Raw genomic sequence first — 21,323 nt, 5'->3', positions numbered from 1 at the left:
TCCACTTGAGTGGACTTGCGCTATGAGCCTGGAACTTTAGTTCTAGGCGGGATACAGTTTCAACATGAAAAATTTTGACTTGTGTGTACACCGTAGCCGCTTACGGGGTGGGGTACGTATTGGACACAACCGAGAACTACTATAAATTTAATTGTTATTTGCGTTTGCTTTCACATTTATGTAAATATTGTCTCATTCATAATAAACATTAAAGCTTTTTAATAAAAACTTTAATGATTTTTATAAGTTTCCAAGTTTTCATAAAAAATATTAAAGTTTTTCTAATAAATACTTAAACGTTTTTTATAGATCACAAAGTCATCATAAGAAACGTTAAAGCATTTCTAACAAATACTTGAATGTTTTCTATAGATCACAAAGTTTTCATAAGAAACGTTAGAGTATTTCTAACCAAATGCTTAAATATTTTCTATAGATCAGATAATTTTTGTGATCAACGTTCATGTAGACGCGATCGCGGCTTCTCATAGAGTACGGCCGGAATGCCCCTACGATAAGATAAGTAGTCGCACAAAATTAAATTCATTCGTGGAGACAGGCAATAGGCAATAGGCACTCTTAGAAACAAGATGTGTAATTAATTCTGTTTAGGTACTTAGTTCATCAAGTTCAGACTTTAGCTATGAGACTGGGATTGAAATCGCAGGCGGGTTTTTTCAAATTCTAGAGATTTGAAACTGCAAAAGTATCACATTGTGCTGGATTACCTGTCTGAATACCCCGTTTGAACCACCGCACTCGCTGGGCTGAACTACCATGAGTAAAAGACTCTGGAACAACATATCCTTTTGACTGACTTTGCAAGCGATCGTCTCCGATGGCGCTTGCAGCATTTAGTGCTTCTTCGACATCGCCAGCTTCGAGAATTTGTCGTGATTGATCAGCATGATACGCCCAAACACCAGCAAAACAGTCGGCTTGTAATTCCTGTCGTACTGAAAGTTGATTGGCTTCTACTTCATTAGTTTGACGCTGTAATCTACTGACGCGACTGGAAATACCCATGAGATTCTGGACATGATGTCCGACTTCGTGAGCAATCACATAAGCTTGAGCAAAATCACCTGGTGCTTGATATTTATTTTTTAAGTCTTGATAAAAGCTAAGATCAATGTAAAGGTTTTGATCGGCGGGACAATAGAAGGGGCCAACTGCCGATCGCGCGAAACCACAAGCAGATTTGACTGCATCTGAAAAAAGCACTAACTTCGGCTCTACATAAGTCTTTCCACTTTGCTGAAACAATTTACTCCAGGTATCTTCTGTATCAGCTAGAACAACCGAAACAAAATCAGCCGCCTGATCTTCCGTTGCGGGACGTTGTGTTTGAGAAGAGCGATCGCTCGGTGTTTGTGTTTGATCAAATATGATACTGGGGTCGCCTCCCAATAACGCAACAATCACCGCCAAAACCACAGCTCCAATTCCACCCCCCACCACAGGTGCAGAAACTCGACTTCCACGTCTATCTTCAACGTTAGTACTTCTACGACCGAATTCCCAGCGCATAACCTATATTCTCCCAACTACCCAAGCAAGAATTTCCCTGATTCACCAAAGATATTAGGGGTTTAATCTTAGCTAGATCATCTATCAGAAGGAAAGATTAATAGTCATACTTAGGGAAGGTTTGAACAATTAAAAATTAAAAATACAAACCATAAAACAGCAAGAATACATCGGGCTGCAATAAATAATGGTAATTGTGTTTCAATCTCAATACTTAATTCTCTGTGCGATCGATATCCTGCAAGTAAATTTGCTTTGATTTCTAAATAATCAGAAGTTACCCATTGGGGAAACACAAAAAATATCAGCATCTCCCAAACCGTATAATTTTGGGGTTGTACCAGACGCAATATATCGCGTCTCTGGTGGGTTTAAATGTCAATAGATTTGTCTTATCCGAGCAGTATTGATTCAGATCTTGCACCAGATTTTAATACCGCCAAAAAATAATTTTTTTAGCTAATAGCTAAAGTCAGATTTATCTGACTAAGGGAGTGTTTTAGTCAGTTTCAACGGACTTGTGTTATGCATGGTGGTATATGGGGTAGGTGCAAGATATCAGCTAACGCACCACTCGATAACATAGTGGGTTATGGCTTCGCTATCACGCACTCTACTTAAGATTTACTTTATAGATAGCCTCTAAAGGTAAATTTCTGCTATAGTCGGTTATTTGATTGTTGAGTAAAACTGTTTCAGATGAAGAATCGCACCATTTATCAACCACCTGTAGAAAAACTACTAACTTTGAGTGATTACCATAAAATTACAAACGAGTATAACTATATCGCAGAATTAGGTTTGGATACAGAACATATCCCTGAATTAATCAGGATGGCAGTTGATAAAAGATTGAATGGTGTAAATTCTGGAAGTTTAGAGGTTTGGGGACAAATCCACGCGTGGCGTGCATTAGGACAATTACGCGCAGAAGTAGCAATAGAACCATTGATGCAGCTATTTCATGAGCTAGAAGATAGCGATTGGGTAAACGAAGAAATGCCTAAAGCTTATGGGATGTTTGGTGAAATTGCTATCCCCAGATTACAAGCTTATTTAGCTGATGAATCCCACGGAATTTTTCCGCGTATTACTGCTATCCATTGTTTAGAAGAAATCTGCAAGCAGCATCCCCATGCACGTCAAAAATGTATTACTGTACTTACTCAACAATTGAAATTATTTGCTCAAAATCCTCAAGAACTTAATGGTTTTCTTGTTGCTTCATTGATTGAATTACAAGCAGTAGAATCCGCAACAATAATTAAAAGTGCTTTTGTAGGACAAAGTGTACCTGATGAGATAACAGGTAGTTGGGATGATGTGTGTAAAATTTTAGGTATTAATTCAGATGAAATAGTGGTATTTACAGATATTGGTTTAGATGGAGTATCTCAAATAGATAATTTGTCTACTGATGATTTAACGCAAACCGAAAATATTGCTGTTAGCGAAGAATCGCAAATTGAGGATACTTCTGCTGATGATTTAATGCAAACTGAAAATACTTCTCAAACCGAAAATATTGCTGTTAGCGAAGAATCGCAAATTGAGGATACTTCTGCTGATGATTTAATGCAAACTGAAAATACTTCTCAAACCGAAAATATTGCTGTTAGCGAAGAATTTCAAATTGAAGATACTTCTGCTGATGATTTAACGCAAACCGAAAATATTTCTCAAACCGAAAATATTGCCATTAGTGAAGAATCGCAAATTGAAGATACTTCTGTTGATGATGTAACGCAAACCGAAAATATTGCTGTTAGCGAAGAATTTCAAATTGAGGATACTTCTACTGATGATGTAACGCAAACCGAAAATATTTCTCAAACACATCAAACACAAGATATTGCTGTTAATGAAAAACAATCTGAAACAGTTAATACTGAGGAATCAGAAAAAAATCTAGATATAATTTCAGATGATATCCAATTAATTGAAGATGTGAACACTGATGTAGAAAAACTACAAAAAGTAGAACATAAACTTGAGGGACAGAAGCAAAAGAATGATACAAATAATCGTGAAACAGAAGTAAATCAGTTCAAATCTGAACTTGATAATACTGTAGTTACTGAATCTGTTGAGCAGCCATCAAGTAAAGGTTTCGGTGGTTTTGCAACTTCACAAGGTAAAGCAAAAAGTAAGAAAAAAAAGAAGCGCTAATATTGTAGCTTGGATGTTTTAAATTTACAGTTGTGCTGCCTTAAAACAGAAATGAATAAACGGATATGTAGAGACCGTAAATTTACGAGATCTACCGAAAACCTATGGTGTACACACAAGTTATCGAATTGCTACCAGTTCTCGAATTACCCCTCCCTAACCCTCCCCTTGCAAAGGGGAGGGAACAGTACCGCCTCGGAATAAATTCCGAGTCTCATAGCGTAAGTCCTCTTCAGAGGACTCAAAAAAAAGTTTGTTCCAGTCCACTTGAGTGGACTTTCGCTATGAGCCTGGAACTTTAGTTCTAGGCGGGATACAGTTTCAACATGAAAAATTTTGACTTGTGTGTACACCGTAGCCTTTGCAAGGGGGATTAAGGGGGGTAATTCGACTTGTGTGTACACCGTAGTCCCGCAAGCGCTTAGGGGATTAAGGGGTGGGGTACGTATTGGACACAATCGAGAACTGCTATATTCCTATTCGTGTAAGAAGTCTATTTTATGATGCACAGCCACAAACAGATTGACATTGTGTGCAGACTTCACCACTTTGATGGCTATTTGCACAAGCTTCACAGCAGTAAGGCTTACCATCTTTCATAATGGCATCCTCAATAGAAACAACGCACAGGCAAGAACCACAGGCGCATTTTACTTGGCTTACGGTTGCCATAGCTTTACCCTCTCCTTTATTTCATGAAATCATTGATAATTGGCAAAGATGGCGATCGCTATCCTTGCTCAACCAAGACAACATATCAGTGAAACCTGATATGTATCTATAGTAAAACTTTTTGAGACATTTAATGATAGCTAAAACAAAAATTACCAAAACTCAAGCAAATGATCTGAAAGTCAAACTGTTTCGGGGATTTTCTGATCACTCGCGTATGTCTATTCTGAATGCATTGCGTTCTGGATCACTGACTGTTAACGAGATTGTTGAAGTTACAGGACTCAGTCAGTCTAATGTATCCAATCACCTTGGGTGTTTGCGCTGTTGTGATTTGGTTGTCCGTCAACAGCAAGGGCGTTTTGTATACTATCGGCTTAGTGATGAACGCATATCCCAACTTCTGGATCTTGCAGATGAATTACTGGCTAATGTAGCTCTGGGTGTAAATCAATGCAACAGTTACGATTAAAGACTAGCCCTTTTAAGGTGTAATGTATTTTTCTTGGTGTCTTAGGCGTCATTTTAAATGGTATGTTTATTTCCGCGATCGCTCTACTAGATTAAAAACATATAGGACTCCTATTTGATTTTTGAAAAAACTCCGTACATTTTGACCTTAAGCATGACTATCAGCTTTCCCTATTGCCTATTGCCTATTGCCTGTTGCCTGCCTCTACGAGTAATTCAGAAATCAAATCGGATTGCTATACCTGTTTTTAGAAAAACTTATTCTTTAAATAACTTGAATTTAATTACTACTGTGATTATGGTTCAACTAACTTCATATTTTTCAAGCGTCAACTAGTTTAGTTGCTATATAACCATATTATGAAAATTCTAAATCACTGATGAAAAGGAATTATCTTGTAGTTGTAAGGTAAGCAATGCAGTCATGCGGAATTTTCATAAGTTAAATATAATTGCTAGGAATATAGTAAAAAAGATTACTTATCAATTCCAGTTAAATTGCTTTACTAAAAGTAAAATAACCAGTTTGTATACCATTTCCAAATTTACATTATTGATTCTAATAAAACTTACTATATAAGGTTTTTAGCCTATTTATCTATCATAATTATTTTTAAATTGGTATTACTTGTATACCCAATTTAGACATTAAAAGTTACATTCGTTTTAAGTAAGATCACTCTTTTGAGAACATGTATCACTATTCTAATATTTTTTAAGCAGTGAAATTAAGGTTAATTTGTGATGTATGTGTTCTGTTTAGAAAGAAATATTGTTAATATTCATGCTCTAAATTTAAGTATTTACCTACCTATATTCGCTACAAAAATAGGTACTTAGAGGTTGTTTGAAAAATAAACTGATTAGCTGTGATTTTAAGTACTTCTATATCTCCCCTAGTCGTGCTTCAAAAAAGGGGTAGCAGAATCAAATTCCCTTTTTTTAATGGGGATTTAGGGAGAACTAAAATATTTTGCTACTGAACAAAAATACTCTTAAAACATCCTCTTAGTATAACTTGAGTTACTACATCAGTTAATTTTGTCTTGACTAGTATTTATAAAAACTTATTGATATTAGTAATTTATTTTGGATAACTTCCAGTCTTATTTAAAAAGCTTATTATAAAGACAAGGTTATATATAGAATTGCATGTTTAGCTAATCTTTTATACATTTATCTACCAAGTTCTCAAAAAAAATCGGGTTTAAAGTGCTGTTTTTAAGTCCATATTGATGTACTATTTGACAGTTAATAACTACTGCAAAATCAATAGGAGGAGTGTGGAATTATGTTTAATTCAGTTTTGACAAATCATTTAGAAAAATTCATTGCACGCTATATCAAGCGGACAAAAACATCAAAATTATTAAAAAAAAATTATCATCAAGTTCTAGCTGATACTCAACAGGCTGGTAAATTTGGAAATTTTCATTTGTCATTCAAAGAAATGTATTATCCCATTGTTGGCAAGCACTCTCTGGGTTCTAAACTGTGGGATATTGATAATAACGAATATATAGATGTCAGGATGGGGTTAGGAATAAATCTCTTCGGTCATAATCCATCTTTCATTAGAGAAGTATTAACAAAGCAAATAGAACAAGGCTTCCAACTTGGTTCGCAATCAAAATTAGCTGGTGAGGTGGCTGAGTTAATTTGTGAACTAACTGGAATGGAGCGAGTAACTTTTATAAATACAGGTACAGAAGCCGTAATGACGGCAATTCGACTAGCTCGCACCGTCACAGGTCGTGACAAAATTGTTATATTTTCCAGTTCTTATCATGGTCATTTTGATGGAGTGCTAGCAAAGGCACAAATGATAGATGGAAATTTAAATATTGTGCCAATTGCTCCTGGAATTCCCACTAACATTGTGAAAGATGTTTTGGTTTTGACTTATGGAAATCCTCAATCACTAGAAGTGATCAAAGCTCATAAGCAAGAGTTAGCAGCTGTTCTAGTTGTGCCTGTACATACTGCTAGATTCAGCTTAAAATTAAAAAATTTCTTACAAGAATTAAGGCAATTAACCAAAGAATCAGGTATACCGTTAATCTTCGATGAAATGACTACAGGCTTCCGTATTCATCCAGGTGGCGCCCAGGCGTATTTTGATATTGAAGCTGATATAGCCACCTATGGAAAGATCATCGGTGGTGGTATACCAATCGGAGTGATTGCTGGTAAGGCTTGTTATATGGATGCGGTTGATGGTGGGATGTGGAATTATGGAGATGATTCCTATCCAAGTGCAAAAACTACATTTGTTGCTGGCACTTTTTGCAAGCATCCCTTAGCGATGTCTGCTGCACAATCTGTCCTTGAATATCTGAAGAAAGAAGGCCCCAATTTACAACTACAGTTAAATCAACGCACATCAGAATTTGTCCAAAAGTTAAACAATTACTTAGAAAAAAATGAAGTACCTATTAGGTTGGATAGTTTTGGTTCAGCGTTCTTTTTTTATTACTTAGAAAATACTATTTCGACAGTAGACATTACTGTTAGCGAGATCATGGAATTGTTCCGCTATCATTTGATAAACAGAGGAATTCATATTGTAGGTTCGTCTAATTATTTATCGACAGCTCATACAGAACAAGATATTAATTATATTATTCGGGCTGTAGAAGATAGCGTGACGGAACTGCGTCAAGAAGGCTTACTTCCTCGTCTTTCCTGTTCCAATATGGCAGTGATTTGAAAATGGAGAGCGGGAATCGAGGAACTCACATTTTGCACCAAGAGAAATGGATAGTATTTAGTCACTCAGTAGTAATCCAAAAGTCCTTGATTTAGCGATAAAAGCCAATAAAAATAATATAGCTTTATCGCGTATATCTTTACTTTGTACGGGTTTGTATTTAGAGAAGCAAGATGTAAGCGCCCCACGAGGGGGAAGTCAAAAATCAAAATTCACTGCAAACAAGGTTATCAGGGTGATGAAATACAATCGTGAGAAATATTTAAGTAGATCTAAACTTCCCAAATCTAAAAGCATTTTTAATTATGAAAATGTAGATGATAAATATTTACAACAGCGACAGCTACGCCGCAGTGCAAACTGGTTGTTGCTGTGGGCTTTGGGAGTTGGAAGTGTGATTTCCGGTGATTTCTCTGGCTGGAATTTTGGTTTGGGAGCAGGTGGTTTTGGAGGATTGGCGATCGCTACCTACTTGATGGCAGTAATGTATATCTGCATGGTTTACAGCATCGCCGAATTATCCGCAGCCCTACCTCACGCCGGAGGATTTTTTTCATTTACTCGCAAAGCTTTTGGTCGATTGGGCGGCTTTATTTGCGGCGTCACAATCATGATTGAATATGTGTTAGCTCCTGCTGTTGTCGTCTTTTTTATTGGTGCCTATCTAAACACATTATTTCCTTATGTCCCTGTTCCTGTTTGGTGGCTATTATTCTACGCCATTTTTGTGTGTATCAACATTCGAGGTACAGGGTTAACTCTCAAAGCAGGATTTGTCATTACTGCGATCGCTGCAACAGTACTGATTATTTTCTTCATCGCCGCCATATTTTCTGGTCAATTTCAGCGTGAATTACTGTTAAATATTCCCCCAGAACCAGGAAATTTGAGTTTGCTCCCCAAGGGATGGATAGGTGTATTTCAGGCTTTACCCTATGCTATGTGGTTTTATTTGGCGATCGAACACTTGCCAATGGCTGCTGAAGAAACTCATGATACTAGCAGAGACATTCCCAAGGCGTTAGTTTGGAGCATGATCACCCTCTTGCTTCTCTCTTTATTTGTTTTGGTATTAAATACCGGAGTCGGAGGTGGTGCCGCAAAAATAAGTCTATCTGCTGCTCCTTTGGCAGATGGAATTAAAGCTATCTTCGGTGAAACTAAGGTTGCTGCAACATTAATCTTACTCGCACTAACAGGTTTGATAGCAAGTTTCCATACCGCTATCTATTCTTACGGAAGAGTACTTTTTTCTTTGTCTCGCGCTGGATACATACCACGCTGGATTTCCATTACCAGTAAAACTCACACTCCAGCACTAGCTATGATTTTAGGCGCTGTTGTTGGACTTGTCTGTACCGCAACAATTCAGTTTGCAGGCAAGATGATTGGAGCGATGCTACTCAACATGACAGTGTTTGGCGCAGTAATTTCCTATGTCATGGTTATGAGCAGTTACATCAAACTGAAACTAACCTACCCAGACTTACCTCGTCCCTATCAAAGTCCTCTCGGAATTGGAGGTGCGATCGTCGGTTGTGTACTAGCAATCATCGCTTTATTTGCTTGCTTCTCTGATCCAGGATATAGACCAGGAGTATGGGGAGTGGCGATTTTTCTTGGTCTGATGATTTTATATTTCTTATTCTACTCACGTAAAAAGCTAGTCGCTAAAGCGCCAGAAGAAGAAGACGCCATGCTGATGAAAGCACTGCGGGAAATAGAGCAACCCTAGCTTGGAAATGGGGATTGGGGATTGGGGATTGGGAATAGAATTTTCATCCATACTGGTGTTTGCAATTCAGTCAGGTTTACTTAAAAACTTATGCTAGATATTAAATGTGGAAATTTGGTCTTTTCCAACATCCAAGCAATTATATTTGATAAAGATGGTACTCTCGAAGACTCAAAAGAATATTTGCGTCAACTAGGACAAAGAGTAGCAAAGCTTGTAGATATGCAGTTTTCAGGGCTTGAACAACCTCTGTTAACGGCATTTGGTATTGACGGAGATAGTTTAGATCCTGCGGGTTTAATAGCTGTTGGTAGTAGTGGCGAAACAGCAATTGCTACAGCAGCATATATTGCTCAAGCTGGATGTAGCTGGTTTAAATCCTTAGCGATCGCACGTCAAGCATTCCACTCAGCAGAGAAACATATTGGCAACATACCTTGTCCAATATTTGCTGGTGCTACAGAAGTACTAAAAAATCTCACCAAAGCGGGACTGAAATTAGGAATCCTCTCTGCTGCCAGAACTGATGAAGTCTGTGCTTTTGTAAAATATCATCACCTGAGTGATTATATCCAGGTTCAAATGGGAGTCGATGAAGGCCCTAGTAAACCAGATCCAATTTTATTTTTACAGGCTTGCCACTCTTTAGGAGTTGAGCCTAGTTATACCCTGATGGTGGGAGATTCTACAGGTGATATGCAGATGGCACTTAATGCTAGAGCAGCAGGTTGTATTGGAATTAGTTGGATAAAAAAATTTGAGAATTTAATCGGTGCAGATGTTCTGATTAGTCAGTTGAATGAGATTGAAGTTATTAATAAACAACATCCAAGTCTGCTATAAAACAGCAACAAAATTGATAAAAAACAGCAAATATCTATCATTTTTGATAACTTGATTTATATTAAATCTTTTTATTTCTTTGTTATGGCTAAACTCCGAAAAGAATCTTGTAGCTATTGTTATAGGAATTAACAAAGTATCTTATAATCATGTAGTCATTGATCTAAACCAAATATTTGGGTATAAACCAAGTATTTTGGTACAAAAAGGGAGTAGATCCAAAAGTTGGATCTACTAATTATTTTTAGGGTGTTTTTTGTAAAAAACTTTAATATTACCCCCAGATCAGGAGAACTCTACCAGACTTAATTAACCATAGGAACGGATTATTATGATTAAAAATCCGCCTTTTTTTGTTGAATCCACTAGAAAATAAACAAAAAACTCTTGTCTAAATGTTTAGCCATTTTCTTGAAAGTGAGCTAGTTAAGTGCATTTAGAATGATTTTTGAGTTGGAGGTGTTTTTTTGTTGATTTGTCAAGTCCATAGACACAATAAAAAACACAGGAGTCAAAAACAATGAAGTTTATTGACCTTTTTTGCCTTACTCATAAATACTTCCTTGTACTGCAACTTGATATCAGTACTGTTGAGAACTTAGGATATGTCTAGAAAAAATATTAAAGGTATTGTTAATTACGAAATAGTTACCGAAAATTACTTAAGGCGTCGGCAACTAAAAGTTGGTGCTGGCTCGTTATGGTTATGGGGTTTAGGTGTAGGCGCTGTTATTTCAGGTGATTTTTATGGTTGGAACTATGGTCTAATTGCAGGTGGTTTTTGGGGTTTGGCGATCGCCACTTTTTTGATGGCAATCATGTATATATGCATGGTTTATTGTCTGGCAGAATTGTCGGTAGCACTACCCCATGCAGGTGGTTTTTACTCTTTCACTCGCAATGCTTTTGGTCCATTCTGGGGCTATGTTTGCGGTGTTTCTGTCGCTGTTGAGTATGTGTTTGCGACTGCTGCGATCGTCTACAGTATGAGCAATTACCTCAAGCCTTTGATTGATCACTTTTTCCCTATGCCTAATTATTTGATTTGGCTAACTATTTACGCTATTTTTGTGGCGATCTGCATCCAGAGTATGGAATTGAGTCTGTATGTGAGTTTTTGGCTGACTCTGGTAGCAATCATGGTCTTAGGCATATTTTATGTGAGTATGCTAGCAGCAGGTGTTTTTCAGCCACAACTGCTGTTTAATGTTCCTGCTGATCCAGGACAATCAGCAGCATGGCTACCTAAAGGCTGGCTGGGCGTTTTTGCAGCAATACCTTATGGTATCTGGTTCTATTTAGCAATTGAGGTATTACCTGTAGCCAGTGAAGAAACCCAAAACGTACCTAAGAATATGCCTAGAGGGTTAATATCAGCAATGTTTACGCTGATAGTTCTTTCAGTTTTGACTCTAGTGCTAAATTCGGGTATTGGTGGTGGCGCTGTTGCAATTGGTAAATCAAGTGTACCTTTGTCGGAAGGGTTAGAGGCTTACTTTGGCAAGGGTGCGACCAGTAACACGATTACAGCGATCGCTTTATCTTTGAGTTTGGGCGTTAGCTTATTAACCCTGATTTATAGTTATGGGCGTATTCTGTTTGCTCTTTCCCGATCAGGCTATATCCCACGTTCGATTTCTCTCACCAAAAATAATACTCCTTACCGAGCATTAATTCTAGGTACGGTAGTAGGATTTATCTGTGTAATTTTGGTTGACGCAGGAAGCGATGCTGTGGATGCAGTCATTTTGAATATGGCTGTTTTGGCAGCATTGATATCTTATATTCTGGTCATGCTCAGTTATATCAAGCTCAAATTCAGTCGCCCTGATCTACCAAGACCCTACGAAAGCCCATTAGGTATTACAGGAGCGGCGATTGGGACAATCCTAGCTATTTTTGCCCTCATAGCCTGTTTATCTGTACCTGCTTACCAAGTTGGTATTTGGGGCGTTGTAATTGTTATGGTTTTAGCAACTATCTATTTTTTATCTAGGAAAAATCAATTAGCTGCTCAGGCGCCAGAAGAAGCAGCAGCTTTGAAAAAAAATAGGGATTGAAGATCTAATTACGTCTTAGTGATTTGTTAGTGAATACACACAATATTTTCCCTTGTTTTCACGTGGAAAGTTTGAAAATCAAGGCTGCTAATACTGACGAATGATTTTAGTGTTACGAAAACAATCACGCGATCGCACTCAAACAATTTTGGATTTTAGATTACTATCCCTTAAAGCCGCTACCAACGGACAGCGCTGCTGTTGCTGTCTACGCGTCTATGGAAAATGGAATTGATCCCCAGGATTTATCCGAAGGCTTGAGGATACGTGGATTTTAGACTTCGTCGTGACACTTCGGCAAGCTCAGTGCCAGACCCTCAGCCGAACGATTGCGGATTAATTCCCAGGATAAATCCTGGGACTTGTAACATCAAAGAATTATTGGTCAATTAGCAGATTAAATTTTTTATATAAAAATGTATTAAATAATACTTTAAATTTTGTAAAAGATAAGACTAATATATAAAGTAAACTAGCTCAATATTTGCCAAAATCATAAAGAATTTGGAGTAAATAAAGACAGAAGGTATTATTGGCTATTGTTGACTGCAAAAAGTATATATACTTAATGAAGCGTATAAAATTTATCGAAAGTTTATTTAGGAATGATACTTAAGTGGCGACACTGAAAAAAGTTGGTTTAAGCTTGCAATTTCAGTTAATATACATTGCGTCCACAATTACACGATGTTTACTTAAAGGTAACTGGTTTAATCCAGTCTTTACATTTTTTTTGCTTTTTGCCGGAGAATGTTTGTTAATCTCAGTATTAGTAAGTAAAATAACTTCTACTTACTAATTTAACGGTGATTTTATTATCAAATAAATTAAAGCTAATCAATTGAAATTTAGCTATAACCAAAATCAAAAATTGTATACTTTAATACATAAAACTATTTTACGCAATTCTACTGTTTAAACTCTCTGATAAATATAGCTTAGACCCATCTAATTGAGCAACAAGTAAAATCAAAATGAGTACAAGTCCTCTGAGTAGCTACAGATTTTTTCAAAAACTACATCCTCTGTCTTTATTAGCACAATTAACTAGTAGACGTGCCACAGGATGTTTACGAGTGTTTACTGATAAAAACTCTTGGACTATTTATTTAGAAGAAGGAAAACTTACTTATGCCTCTTCTTCAGATAAATTGTTTGAGCGGTTAGATCATCAATTGCGACGTTTGAGCCAACAAATTCCGAATTTATTAGGTGCAAATCGTGTGCAAATGCGGTTGATGTTTGACACTAAGAACGATAATCAATCGATGCCACATGCAGATTATCAAGCGATTTGCTGGTTAGTGAATCAAGACTACATTACTCCTCCGCAAGCGGCTGTTTTAATAGACGAATTAGCCAAAGAAGTGCTGGAGTCATTCTTGACATTAAAACAAGGTAGCTATGAATTTTACCGTGAAACTCCTTTAGATGATCTGCCAAAGTTTTGCCGATTAGATTTACGATTATTAGTAGAACACTGTCAAAAGCAGTTACGCAATAAGCAAGAGCAATATTCAACAGTTAATACTGAAGAAAATTCTCAAACTTTGTTGAAAACACCATCTCAAAGGAGGGTGCAACCTCAAGCTCAACCTGAGCAACAAATCACAACAGACACTCATAATTTTGAAAATTCAGATAATATTCTTCATAGCCAGATTCCCCTGCAATCGGCGAACCGGAGCTTATACACAGTAGCTTGCATTGATGATAGTCCAACCGTTTTGAACTCTATTAGGAATTTTTTGGATGAAAATACATTTTCAGTTGTAATGATTAACGATCCTGTCAAAGCTTTGATGCAAATTCTCCGCAGCAAACCCGATCTAATTTTATTAGATGTGGAAATGCCAAATCTAGACGGCTACGAACTATGTTCGTTGTTGCGTAGACATTCAGCTTTTAGAAATACACCTATAATCATGGTGACAGGCAGAACAGGATTTATAGACCGAGCCAAGGCAAAAATGGTCAGGTCATCAGGCTATTTAACTAAGCCATTTACACAATCTGATCTGTTAAAAATGGTGTTTAAACATCTTGATTAATTGTGTTTGATCACAATGAAACAGACAACTCTATTTAGTAATTTAGTAAAAGTTTGGTTTTTTAGGAGATACAGGAGTGAGTCTAACTTTGCTTGGGACTATTTTAATTGTGGAAGATTCTCCCAGTGAATTGGAACTAATGAGCCACTACCTCAGAGAAAGTGGTTACAACGTGATTAAAACAAGTAGTGCAAAAGAAGGATTAGAACAAGCTATTTCACAACAACCAGATGTCATTGTTACGGATGTTGTAATGCCAGGAATGAGTGGTTTTGAATTGTGTCGTTCTCTCAAAAAAAATCCAGTAACTCAAAAAGTACCAATTGTAATTTGTAGTTCTAAAAATCAAGAAATAGATAGATTGTGGGCAATGAGACAAGGTGCGGATGCTTATTTAACCAAACCTTATACCCGCGAACAGCTATTGCGTGCAATTAAATCAGTGGCGATTTGAATAATCATGAATAATTCAAAAATGACACTCGCACCCAAATCAATTGATTCTAACTTGGGAGATGGTTATCTCCGGTTTCAACTCAATAAACAAGCCCATGCAGTTTTGCCGATGAGGTATACGCAAGAGGCAATTGTTGTACCTGTGGAGGCTGTATCCTCCATACCCAACATGCCCTCGTGTATGCTCGGATTGATGAATTGGCGCAGTCACATAGTTTGGGTAGTTGATCTGCCAAGGATGTTCAATTTAGAATCCTTAGACTATAGATTTCGTCAGTTCAACATCGTGATGATTCGGGTAGAATCACTGCTTCTAGGCTTAGTTGTACAAGAAATCAAAGGTACAACTAAATTCATGCCAGATGAAATTCGCTCTCCTGTTGGACAAGTCGCCTCTAGTTTAGTTCCGTATTTACGTGGATGCGTTGTGCAACACAAAGAAGTATTGCTGGTGTTAGATGCACAAGCGATTGTCCAATCTTCTATTTTGCATGGTAACTAAGGGTGTATTACTATAACGACGGTATTTTTAGGGTTATTCTCCACCTATTCTGGGAAACTATTTTATGTTTAATAAAACGGACACGACTAAGAGTAGTGATGTTGGAAATCGAAAATCAACGATTACTTCTCAAAAACTTACAGATAGTGTAGTGCAACTACCGACATTGAATAATCACGAGCAAACAGACACAAATTCTCACTTGAGTCGGATATTTGCTAATTTTAAGCGTCTGAGTTTGGGTACAAAAGCCACAGTACTAGCGATCGCCATTGGTACACTACCAGTATTGGGGATTGGAGTGCTGGCATATCAAATTTCTAAGCAATCAATCGAACACAAAGTTTCCCAACTGCAACAATCTCAAGCTGAAGACTTAGCAGACAAAGTCAACCGTTTCATAGTTGAGCGGTATGGAGATATTCAGTTCATATCTAATCTGCCAATACTGATTAATTCCCAAACTAGTGCAAACACCTCCCCTCAAGAAAAACAAGCAATACTGGATAAAATCATAGAGTCCAGAATAGTAGATGGAAACACAATTTATGAAAGCATTGCTGTATATGATTTAAGCGGTAATTTGATTGTCCAATCACAAGGAAAATCTATTCCTAACGTTAAAGAGCGCACCTTTTTTAAGAATGTACAACAAAGCGATCGCCCTTATATCAGTCAACCAGAACTATCACCAAGTACAAATAAAGTAAGTATTTTTATTGCTGCACCTGTTAAAGAAAATGGCACAGGCAACACAATTGCTGTAGCTAGAGTTCGTATGCCTGTAAAACCACTAGAAGAATTGGCAAAAAGTTATACAAAAACAGTTGAGGAATATCTGTTTCTTGATAACTCTGGCAAAATTTTCATAGCCTCAGAAGCAGACCACGTAAATAGCAATATCAAAACAGATTACCCAGACGTATATAAATCACTACAAAAATCTAAAGAAAAAACTGTAATTGGATTAGATCCGGTGCATAACGATCGCCAGCAATTGTTAAGCTACGTACCCATTAAACCACTCAAAGGTTTGCCAGATTTAAAATGGGAGATACTGCTAGCAACTAATACATCAACAGCCTTTGCCGCTCAACAACAATTATTATTGACTTTTGCCATTGGTACAGGGCTAACAGCAATCATCGTAGCAGCGATCGCAGCCTGGATAGCCAAACGTGCTACAGAACCAATTTTGCAAGCAACAGCAACAGTAGAAAAACTGGGCAGAGGCGAACTCAACACCCGTCTGTATTTTCAAGGAGAAGACGAACTCGGAGTGTTGGTTGCCAACATTAACCAAATGGCATCACAACTAGAAGCTTCAATCAAAGAGCAAGAACAAGATGCAGAGCGCTCGAAATTGCTTGCAGATATTACTTTAAGGTTACGCAGAAGCCTCGAAGAAGAAGACATTTACAAAACAACAGTCAGAGAAGTTCGGCAAGCACTGAAAACAGACAGAGTAATTGTTTATAAATTTAATTCCGAGACATGGGATGGCGATGTCGTCGCCGAAGCAGTCAGCAATAGTTTCCCGAAAATGTTCGGAGTCCAAATAGATGACCCTTGTTTTCGAGAACGTCATGTCAACGCTTACAAAGATGGTCGGGTGCGGGCGATCGCAAATATCTATCAAGACTCTCATCTGAGTAATGCTGAATGTTACACCAGAATGCTGGAAAGATTTGCAGTCAAAGCAAATTTGATCGCACCAATTGTTCATCAAGAAGAACTAGTAGCCTTATTGATTGCCCATCACTGCGACAGTCCCCGGATTTGGCAACAAGCAGAAATTGATTTATTTAAACAGCTAGCAACTCAAGTTGGCTACGCAGTCGAGCAAGCCAAGTTGCTACAAGAGCTAGAAAGCGCTAAGATAGTTGCCGAAAAATCTACAGTAGATGAACGGCAACAAAAAGAAGCTCTGCAAATGCAGCTGTTGGAACTACTAAGCAACGTAGAAGGTGCAGCTAGTGGCGACTTGACAGTACGCGCTGATGTGACTGCTGGCGAAATAGGTACTGTTGCTGACTTTTTCAACTCTATCGTTGAAAGCTTACGAGATATCGTTACCCAAGTCAAAATTGCTGCTAACCAAGTAAATCAGGCGATCGACACAAACTCCGGCGCCATTCACCAACTGGCAGAAGAAGCCCTAGCACAAGCCGCTGAAATTGACAACACCCTAAATGCAGTTGATCAAATGACAGCATCTATTCGAGCAGTAGCAGACAGCGCCCAGCAAGCTGCTACGGTTGCTCAAAATGCTTCAGCCACTGCTGCGAAAAGTGGTCAAGCAATGGATATGACAGTACAGAATATTCTCCACCTACGAGAAACTGTCGGCGAAACCGCCAAAAAAGTCAAACGTCTGGGAGAATCTACGCAACAGATTTCCCGCGTCGTCGCATTGATTAACCAGATTTCCATGCAAACCAACTTGCTAGCAATCAACGCTGGGATTGAAGCCGCAAGAGCAGGTGAAGAAGGTCAAGGATTTGCTGTTGTTGCTGAAGAAGTCGGGGAACTCGCAGCTCGATCAGCCGCCGCAACTAAAGAAATTGAACAAATCGTTGAGAACATCCAACGAGAAACCAGTGAAGTAGTGCAGGCGATGGAAGTAGGAACCGCTCAGGTAGTGGAAGGTACACGCATTGTTGAAGAAGCAAAAGGCAGTCTCGGCCAAATTTTAGAAGTTTCACGACAAATTGATGCCCTAGTACAATCAATTTCTACCACTACAGCTTCTGGAGTGGAAACATCACAAGTCGTCAGCGAATTGATGAAACAAATCGCGATCATTTCCAAACACACCAGCGATTCTTCCTTACAAGTCTCTGAATCTCTGCAACAGACTGTGAAGATTTCTCAACAGTTACAAGAAAGTGTGGGTACGTTCAAGGTCAACTAATGATTGGTGATTAGTCATTTGTCCTTGGTTATTTGCCTATGACTAATGACTAATGATAAATGACTATTGATAAATGACTAATAATAAATGACTAATGACCAAGGACAAAAACTATGTCACAGGACAAAGAATTAGAAATTCAGATGCAGTTTCTGGAGGAAGCAACAGATTATCTGAATACGCTAGAAGGAATATTACTCGAAATTGAGACTAATCACCGCATAGCTCCAGACAAAATCAATGCTGCCCTCCGAGCCGCTCATTCCATCAAAGGTGGTGCAGGGATGATGGGGTTTCGTTCCCTTTCAGATTTAGCCCACCGTTTAGAAGATTCTTTTAAAGTATTAAAAACTCGGAAAAATTCTTTAGAAATTGATACAGAATTACAAAGTTTATTACTGTCTGGAGTTGATTGGCTGCGTCAGATAGTTGAATTGCACTCAGAAGGAAATACTATTGATGAACAATGGTTAAGTACTTTTTGTTACCCAGTTTTTGAAGAATTACATCAGCTTTTAGGCGATCCGACTCCAGAAGATGCCACAACTATCCTATCACCGGAAGATGATGGGCAAAATATTATACCCTTACTCTTTGAAAGTGAGGTAGAGGGATGCTTACAACGCTTAGAGGCTGTGTTGGAAGATAATCAACAACCCTGCCTCAAAGAAGAAGTTGCCATCATGGCAGCAGAGTTAGGTGGCTTGGGTGAAATGCTCCAGTTAGAAGCTTTTACCCAGTTGTGCGAATCAATCGCTCACCAGGTTGATAATGCTCAAGCAGACGAAATGGAAGAAATTGCCCGTGCTTCTTTGACAGCATGGCGGCGATCGCAAGCATTAGTACTCACAAATCAACTCGATAGTTTACCCACAGAGCTTGATTTAGAACAAACTTTCATCCAACTCTCACCTCATCCATCGCTAACACAGGAAATAATTCCGCAGTTTCAAACAGCAGACACCACAGAAGATGAGATTCTGCAAGCAGAAATTACCGCAGAAAGTTGGCTGGATGATGAAATCATTGCCGCAGACTTTGAAGCCTTAGAAGCAGCCTTTGCTGATGATAGTAACTCTTTTGCTGATGAACTAAGTGAGCCGACTCCAGTAACTGCCAAAGAAATTCCCGTCACAGATTATAAATTTGTTGAACCAAAACGGGAGCCTGTAGGTGTAAATAAAGAACGTGAAACTCAAGAAAATACCGTCCGAGTACCGAGTAAGCAGCTCGAACAAATTAATGACTTGTTCGGAGAATTAATTATCCAACGCAATGGACTAAACTTACAGCTAGAAAGACTACGTAAACTAATTCGCAATCTTAGTCAGCGCGTCCAAAGTCTGGAAAGAGAAAATCAAGAACTACGGACAGCTTATGATCGAATCGCTACCCAAGCTGTGATTTCAGCAGAAGTGTCATCATTGCCATTGCTAGGAAATGGTGGCGATCGCTTTGCATTTGACTATACCTACCAGACACAAGATATAGAAAGCAGGTTTGATGCCTTAGAAATGGATCGTTACAACGATTTAAACCTGCTGTCACAAGAAGTCATGGAAACAATTGTGCAGGTGCAAGAAGTCACAGCTGACATCCAACTCAGTGTGGACGATACCGATCAAATCTCCAGAAAACTCAACAAAACTTCAAAGCAATTACAGCGAAAGCTCACACAAGTCAGGATGCGACCTCTATCTGACGTAGTTGATCGCTTCCCCAGAGCTTTGCGTGACTTATCTGTGGAGTTTGGCAAAAATGTCCAGTTAAAAATAGAAGGCGCTAACACCTTAATTGAACGCAGCATCTTAGAGGCTTTGAATGAGCCATTAATGCATCTGATGCGAAATGCGTTTGATCACGGCATTGAAGATCCTGCCACACGCCGCGCTTGTGGTAAACCAGAACAAGGAACGATTGAAATTAAAGCCAGCCATCAAGGTAATCGTACTATGATCACCATGAGAGATGATGGTCGTGGCATTTCCTTAGAAGGAATTCGCACCCGCGCCTTAGCTATGGGCTTAGATGCAACTCTGTTAGCTCAAGCCAGCGATGAAGAACTATTATCCTTGATTTTTGAACCAGGGTTTAGCACCAAAGACGAAGTGACAACACTGTCCGGTCGTGGTGTAGGTATGGATGTAGTTCGCAACAACCTAAAACATGTGCGTGGAGACGTCAAAGTTGATACCATGCCAGGAGTGGGGACTACCTTTACTTTATCTGTGCCATTTACCCTTTCTGTGGCCCGCGTACTGCTAGTAGAAAGCAACCGTATGCTATTAGCATTCCCCACAGATGCAGTTTCGGAAATTTTCCTCCTGCAAAATGAGCATGTTTTCCCAATGGCAAATAGCGAAATGATCAACTGGCAAGGAACCATGCTACCGTTGATTCGCCTCAGCCGCTACTTAGAATTTAATTGCTACCGTTATGACAATCCAAACCTGGAAACACCTCCAGCAATTAATGCTGCTAGCGTATTAATTATTGAAAGCAACAATCAACCAATCGCACTACAAATTGACCGTTGCTGGGGTGAACAAGAAGTCGCTATTCGCCGTGTGGAAGGAAATATCTCTCTACCTGCTGGCTTTAGCAACTGTACAATTCTTGGTGATGGTCGAGTCGTGGCTTTAGTCAATGTCAGTGAGTTGCTGTATTGGATTGCTGCTAATGATCGTACACCCAGAACTAATCAACTACCATCAGCAAGGTTGAAGACTGTATTCCTGACTCCATCTGGAGAAAAAAACCCAGACTCATTAAAAGACCAGAAAGGAACTATCTTAATTGTTGATGATTCGATTAATGTCCGGCGCTTTTTGGCTTTGACTTTGGAAAAAGGAGGATTCTTAGTAGAACAAGCCAAAGATGGTCAAGATGCTTTAGAAAAATTACAAAGTGGCTTAAAAGTTCAGGCTGTTATTTGTGATATTGAAATGCCACGGGTTGATGGTTATGGCTTTTTAGGTCGGGTTAAATCAAACAATGAATTTAAGAATATACCAATTGCCATGCTTACCTCTCGTAGTAGTGACAAGCATCGACAACTAGCAATACAATTAGGTGCAAAAGCCTATTTCTCAAAACCTTACAATGAACAAGAATTATTGAGAACACTGGAAGAACTTATTTTTCCTTTAGCAGGAGCAAATAAAAACTAAATTCAGTTCGTGTGAATTTAGTATAATTCCACGCTACAAC

At 38.5% G+C, this 21,323-nt stretch carries 16 protein-coding genes; 13 read left to right on the top strand and 3 right to left on the bottom strand.

Translation table 11 applies throughout. The annotated features are described in order from the left end of the window. Positions 1–684: 684 nt before the first annotated feature. The gene (ypfJ, locus tag AC5JMK_RS23315; protein ID WP_096677292.1) at positions 685–1,530 is read right to left on the bottom strand and encodes a KPN_02809 family neutral zinc metallopeptidase; all 846 of its coding nucleotides are present in this window, start codon (positions 1,528–1,530) and stop codon (positions 685–687) included. A 110-nt stretch (positions 1,531–1,640) separates the two neighbouring features. Then, positions 1,641–1,841, bottom strand: a complete 201-nt coding sequence (locus AC5JMK_RS23310; RefSeq protein ID WP_096677291.1) for a protein kinase family protein — start codon at positions 1,839–1,841, stop codon at positions 1,641–1,643. A gap of 388 nt (positions 1,842–2,229) precedes the next feature. Here AC5JMK_RS23310 and AC5JMK_RS23305 point away from each other — a divergent pair, with 388 nt between their 5' ends. Continuing rightward, entirely contained in the window at positions 2,230–3,699 is a 1,470-nt protein-coding gene (locus AC5JMK_RS23305; protein ID WP_495911140.1) for a HEAT repeat domain-containing protein, read from the top strand. Positions 3,700–4,197: 498 nt separating this feature from the next. On the opposite strand, the gene AC5JMK_RS23300 is transcribed toward AC5JMK_RS23305, so the two are convergent. Continuing rightward, positions 4,198–4,371, bottom strand: a complete 174-nt coding sequence (locus tag AC5JMK_RS23300; RefSeq protein WP_071524799.1) for a metallothionein — start codon at positions 4,369–4,371, stop codon at positions 4,198–4,200. Between AC5JMK_RS23300 and AC5JMK_RS23295 the strand changes: the two genes are divergently transcribed. The 12 genes from AC5JMK_RS23295 to AC5JMK_RS23240 all read left to right on the top strand — a co-directional run bounded on the left by AC5JMK_RS23295 (position 4,301) and on the right by AC5JMK_RS23240 (position 21,283). After that, positions 4,301–4,483, top strand: coding sequence for a hypothetical protein (locus tag AC5JMK_RS23295; protein ID WP_495911141.1), 183 nt, complete (start codon positions 4,301–4,303; stop codon positions 4,481–4,483). The genes AC5JMK_RS23300 and AC5JMK_RS23295 overlap by 71 nt on opposite strands. Positions 4,484–4,504: 21 nt before the next feature. Beyond that, a complete protein-coding gene (locus AC5JMK_RS23290) occupies positions 4,505–4,843 on the top strand; it encodes an ArsR/SmtB family transcription factor (RefSeq protein WP_495911139.1) in 339 nt (112 codons plus the stop codon). 1,290 nt (positions 4,844–6,133) lie between these two features. Continuing rightward, positions 6,134–7,552, top strand: a complete 1,419-nt coding sequence (locus AC5JMK_RS23285) for an aspartate aminotransferase family protein (protein WP_495911138.1) — start codon at positions 6,134–6,136, stop codon at positions 7,550–7,552. 238 nt (positions 7,553–7,790) lie between these two features. After that, positions 7,791–9,287 (top strand): ethanolamine permease, encoded by a 1,497-nt coding sequence (eat, locus tag AC5JMK_RS23280; protein WP_096677288.1) that lies wholly within the window; start codon positions 7,791–7,793, stop codon positions 9,285–9,287. A gap of 90 nt (positions 9,288–9,377) precedes the next feature. Then, positions 9,378–10,130, top strand: a complete 753-nt coding sequence (locus AC5JMK_RS23275) for an HAD family hydrolase (RefSeq protein ID WP_096677287.1) — start codon at positions 9,378–9,380, stop codon at positions 10,128–10,130. Between the two features lie 605 nt (positions 10,131–10,735). Beyond that, positions 10,736–12,190 (top strand): amino acid permease, encoded by a 1,455-nt coding sequence (locus AC5JMK_RS23270; protein WP_096677286.1) that lies wholly within the window; start codon positions 10,736–10,738, stop codon positions 12,188–12,190. A 100-nt stretch (positions 12,191–12,290) separates the two neighbouring features. Next, a complete protein-coding gene (locus tag AC5JMK_RS23265) occupies positions 12,291–12,425 on the top strand; it encodes a hypothetical protein (protein ID WP_495911137.1) in 135 nt (44 codons plus the stop codon). A gap of 739 nt (positions 12,426–13,164) precedes the next feature. Next, positions 13,165–14,241 carry a response regulator gene (locus AC5JMK_RS23260; protein ID WP_096677285.1) on the top strand — a complete coding sequence of 359 codons (1,077 nt, stop codon included), beginning with the start codon at positions 13,165–13,167 and terminating at the stop codon, positions 14,239–14,241. A 76-nt stretch (positions 14,242–14,317) separates the two neighbouring features. Continuing rightward, complete coding sequence (locus tag AC5JMK_RS23255) at positions 14,318–14,695, top strand: response regulator (protein WP_096677284.1); 378 nt, start codon at positions 14,318–14,320, stop codon at positions 14,693–14,695. 6 nt (positions 14,696–14,701) lie between these two features. Further along, positions 14,702–15,199 carry a chemotaxis protein CheW gene (locus AC5JMK_RS23250; RefSeq protein WP_096677283.1) on the top strand — a complete coding sequence of 166 codons (498 nt, stop codon included), beginning with the start codon at positions 14,702–14,704 and terminating at the stop codon, positions 15,197–15,199. A gap of 64 nt (positions 15,200–15,263) precedes the next feature. Beyond that, positions 15,264–18,113: a methyl-accepting chemotaxis protein gene (locus AC5JMK_RS23245; RefSeq protein ID WP_096677282.1), complete on the top strand. Its 2,850-nt coding sequence runs from the start codon at positions 15,264–15,266 to the stop codon at positions 18,111–18,113. Between the two features lie 113 nt (positions 18,114–18,226). Further along, complete coding sequence (locus AC5JMK_RS23240) at positions 18,227–21,283, top strand: hybrid sensor histidine kinase/response regulator (protein ID WP_495911136.1); 3,057 nt, start codon at positions 18,227–18,229, stop codon at positions 21,281–21,283. Positions 21,284–21,323: the final 40 nt, after the last annotated feature.

The organism is Pelatocladus sp., from assembly GCF_059505505.1.
Note: the sequence above shows the minus strand (reverse complement) of the source record. Positions and strands in the feature narration are given on the sequence as shown.

Bases quoted from the DNA above. Each gene is read 5' to 3' on its own strand.
- ypfJ (WP_096677292.1), bottom strand. From the start codon at position 1,530: ATGCGCTGGGAATTCGGTCGTAGAAGTACTAACGTTGAAGATAGACGT.
- AC5JMK_RS23310 (WP_096677291.1), bottom strand. From the start codon at position 1,841: ATGCTGATATTTTTTGTGTTTCCCCAATGGGTAACTTCTGATTATTTA.
- AC5JMK_RS23305 (WP_495911140.1), top strand. From the start codon at position 2,230: ATGAAGAATCGCACCATTTATCAACCACCTGTAGAAAAACTACTAACT.
- AC5JMK_RS23295 (WP_495911141.1), top strand. From the start codon at position 4,301: ATGGCATCCTCAATAGAAACAACGCACAGGCAAGAACCACAGGCGCAT.
- AC5JMK_RS23300 (WP_071524799.1), bottom strand. From the start codon at position 4,371: ATGGCAACCGTAAGCCAAGTAAAATGCGCCTGTGGTTCTTGCCTGTGC.
- AC5JMK_RS23290 (WP_495911139.1), top strand. From the start codon at position 4,505: ATGATAGCTAAAACAAAAATTACCAAAACTCAAGCAAATGATCTGAAA.
- AC5JMK_RS23285 (WP_495911138.1), top strand. From the start codon at position 6,134: ATGTTTAATTCAGTTTTGACAAATCATTTAGAAAAATTCATTGCACGC.
- eat (WP_096677288.1), top strand. From the start codon at position 7,791: ATGAAATACAATCGTGAGAAATATTTAAGTAGATCTAAACTTCCCAAA.
- AC5JMK_RS23275 (WP_096677287.1), top strand. From the start codon at position 9,378: ATGCTAGATATTAAATGTGGAAATTTGGTCTTTTCCAACATCCAAGCA.
- AC5JMK_RS23270 (WP_096677286.1), top strand. From the start codon at position 10,736: ATGTCTAGAAAAAATATTAAAGGTATTGTTAATTACGAAATAGTTACC.
- AC5JMK_RS23265 (WP_495911137.1), top strand. From the start codon at position 12,291: ATGATTTTAGTGTTACGAAAACAATCACGCGATCGCACTCAAACAATT.
- AC5JMK_RS23260 (WP_096677285.1), top strand. From the start codon at position 13,165: ATGAGTACAAGTCCTCTGAGTAGCTACAGATTTTTTCAAAAACTACAT.
- AC5JMK_RS23250 (WP_096677283.1), top strand. From the start codon at position 14,702: ATGAATAATTCAAAAATGACACTCGCACCCAAATCAATTGATTCTAAC.
- AC5JMK_RS23245 (WP_096677282.1), top strand. From the start codon at position 15,264: ATGTTTAATAAAACGGACACGACTAAGAGTAGTGATGTTGGAAATCGA.
- AC5JMK_RS23240 (WP_495911136.1), top strand. From the start codon at position 18,227: ATGTCACAGGACAAAGAATTAGAAATTCAGATGCAGTTTCTGGAGGAA.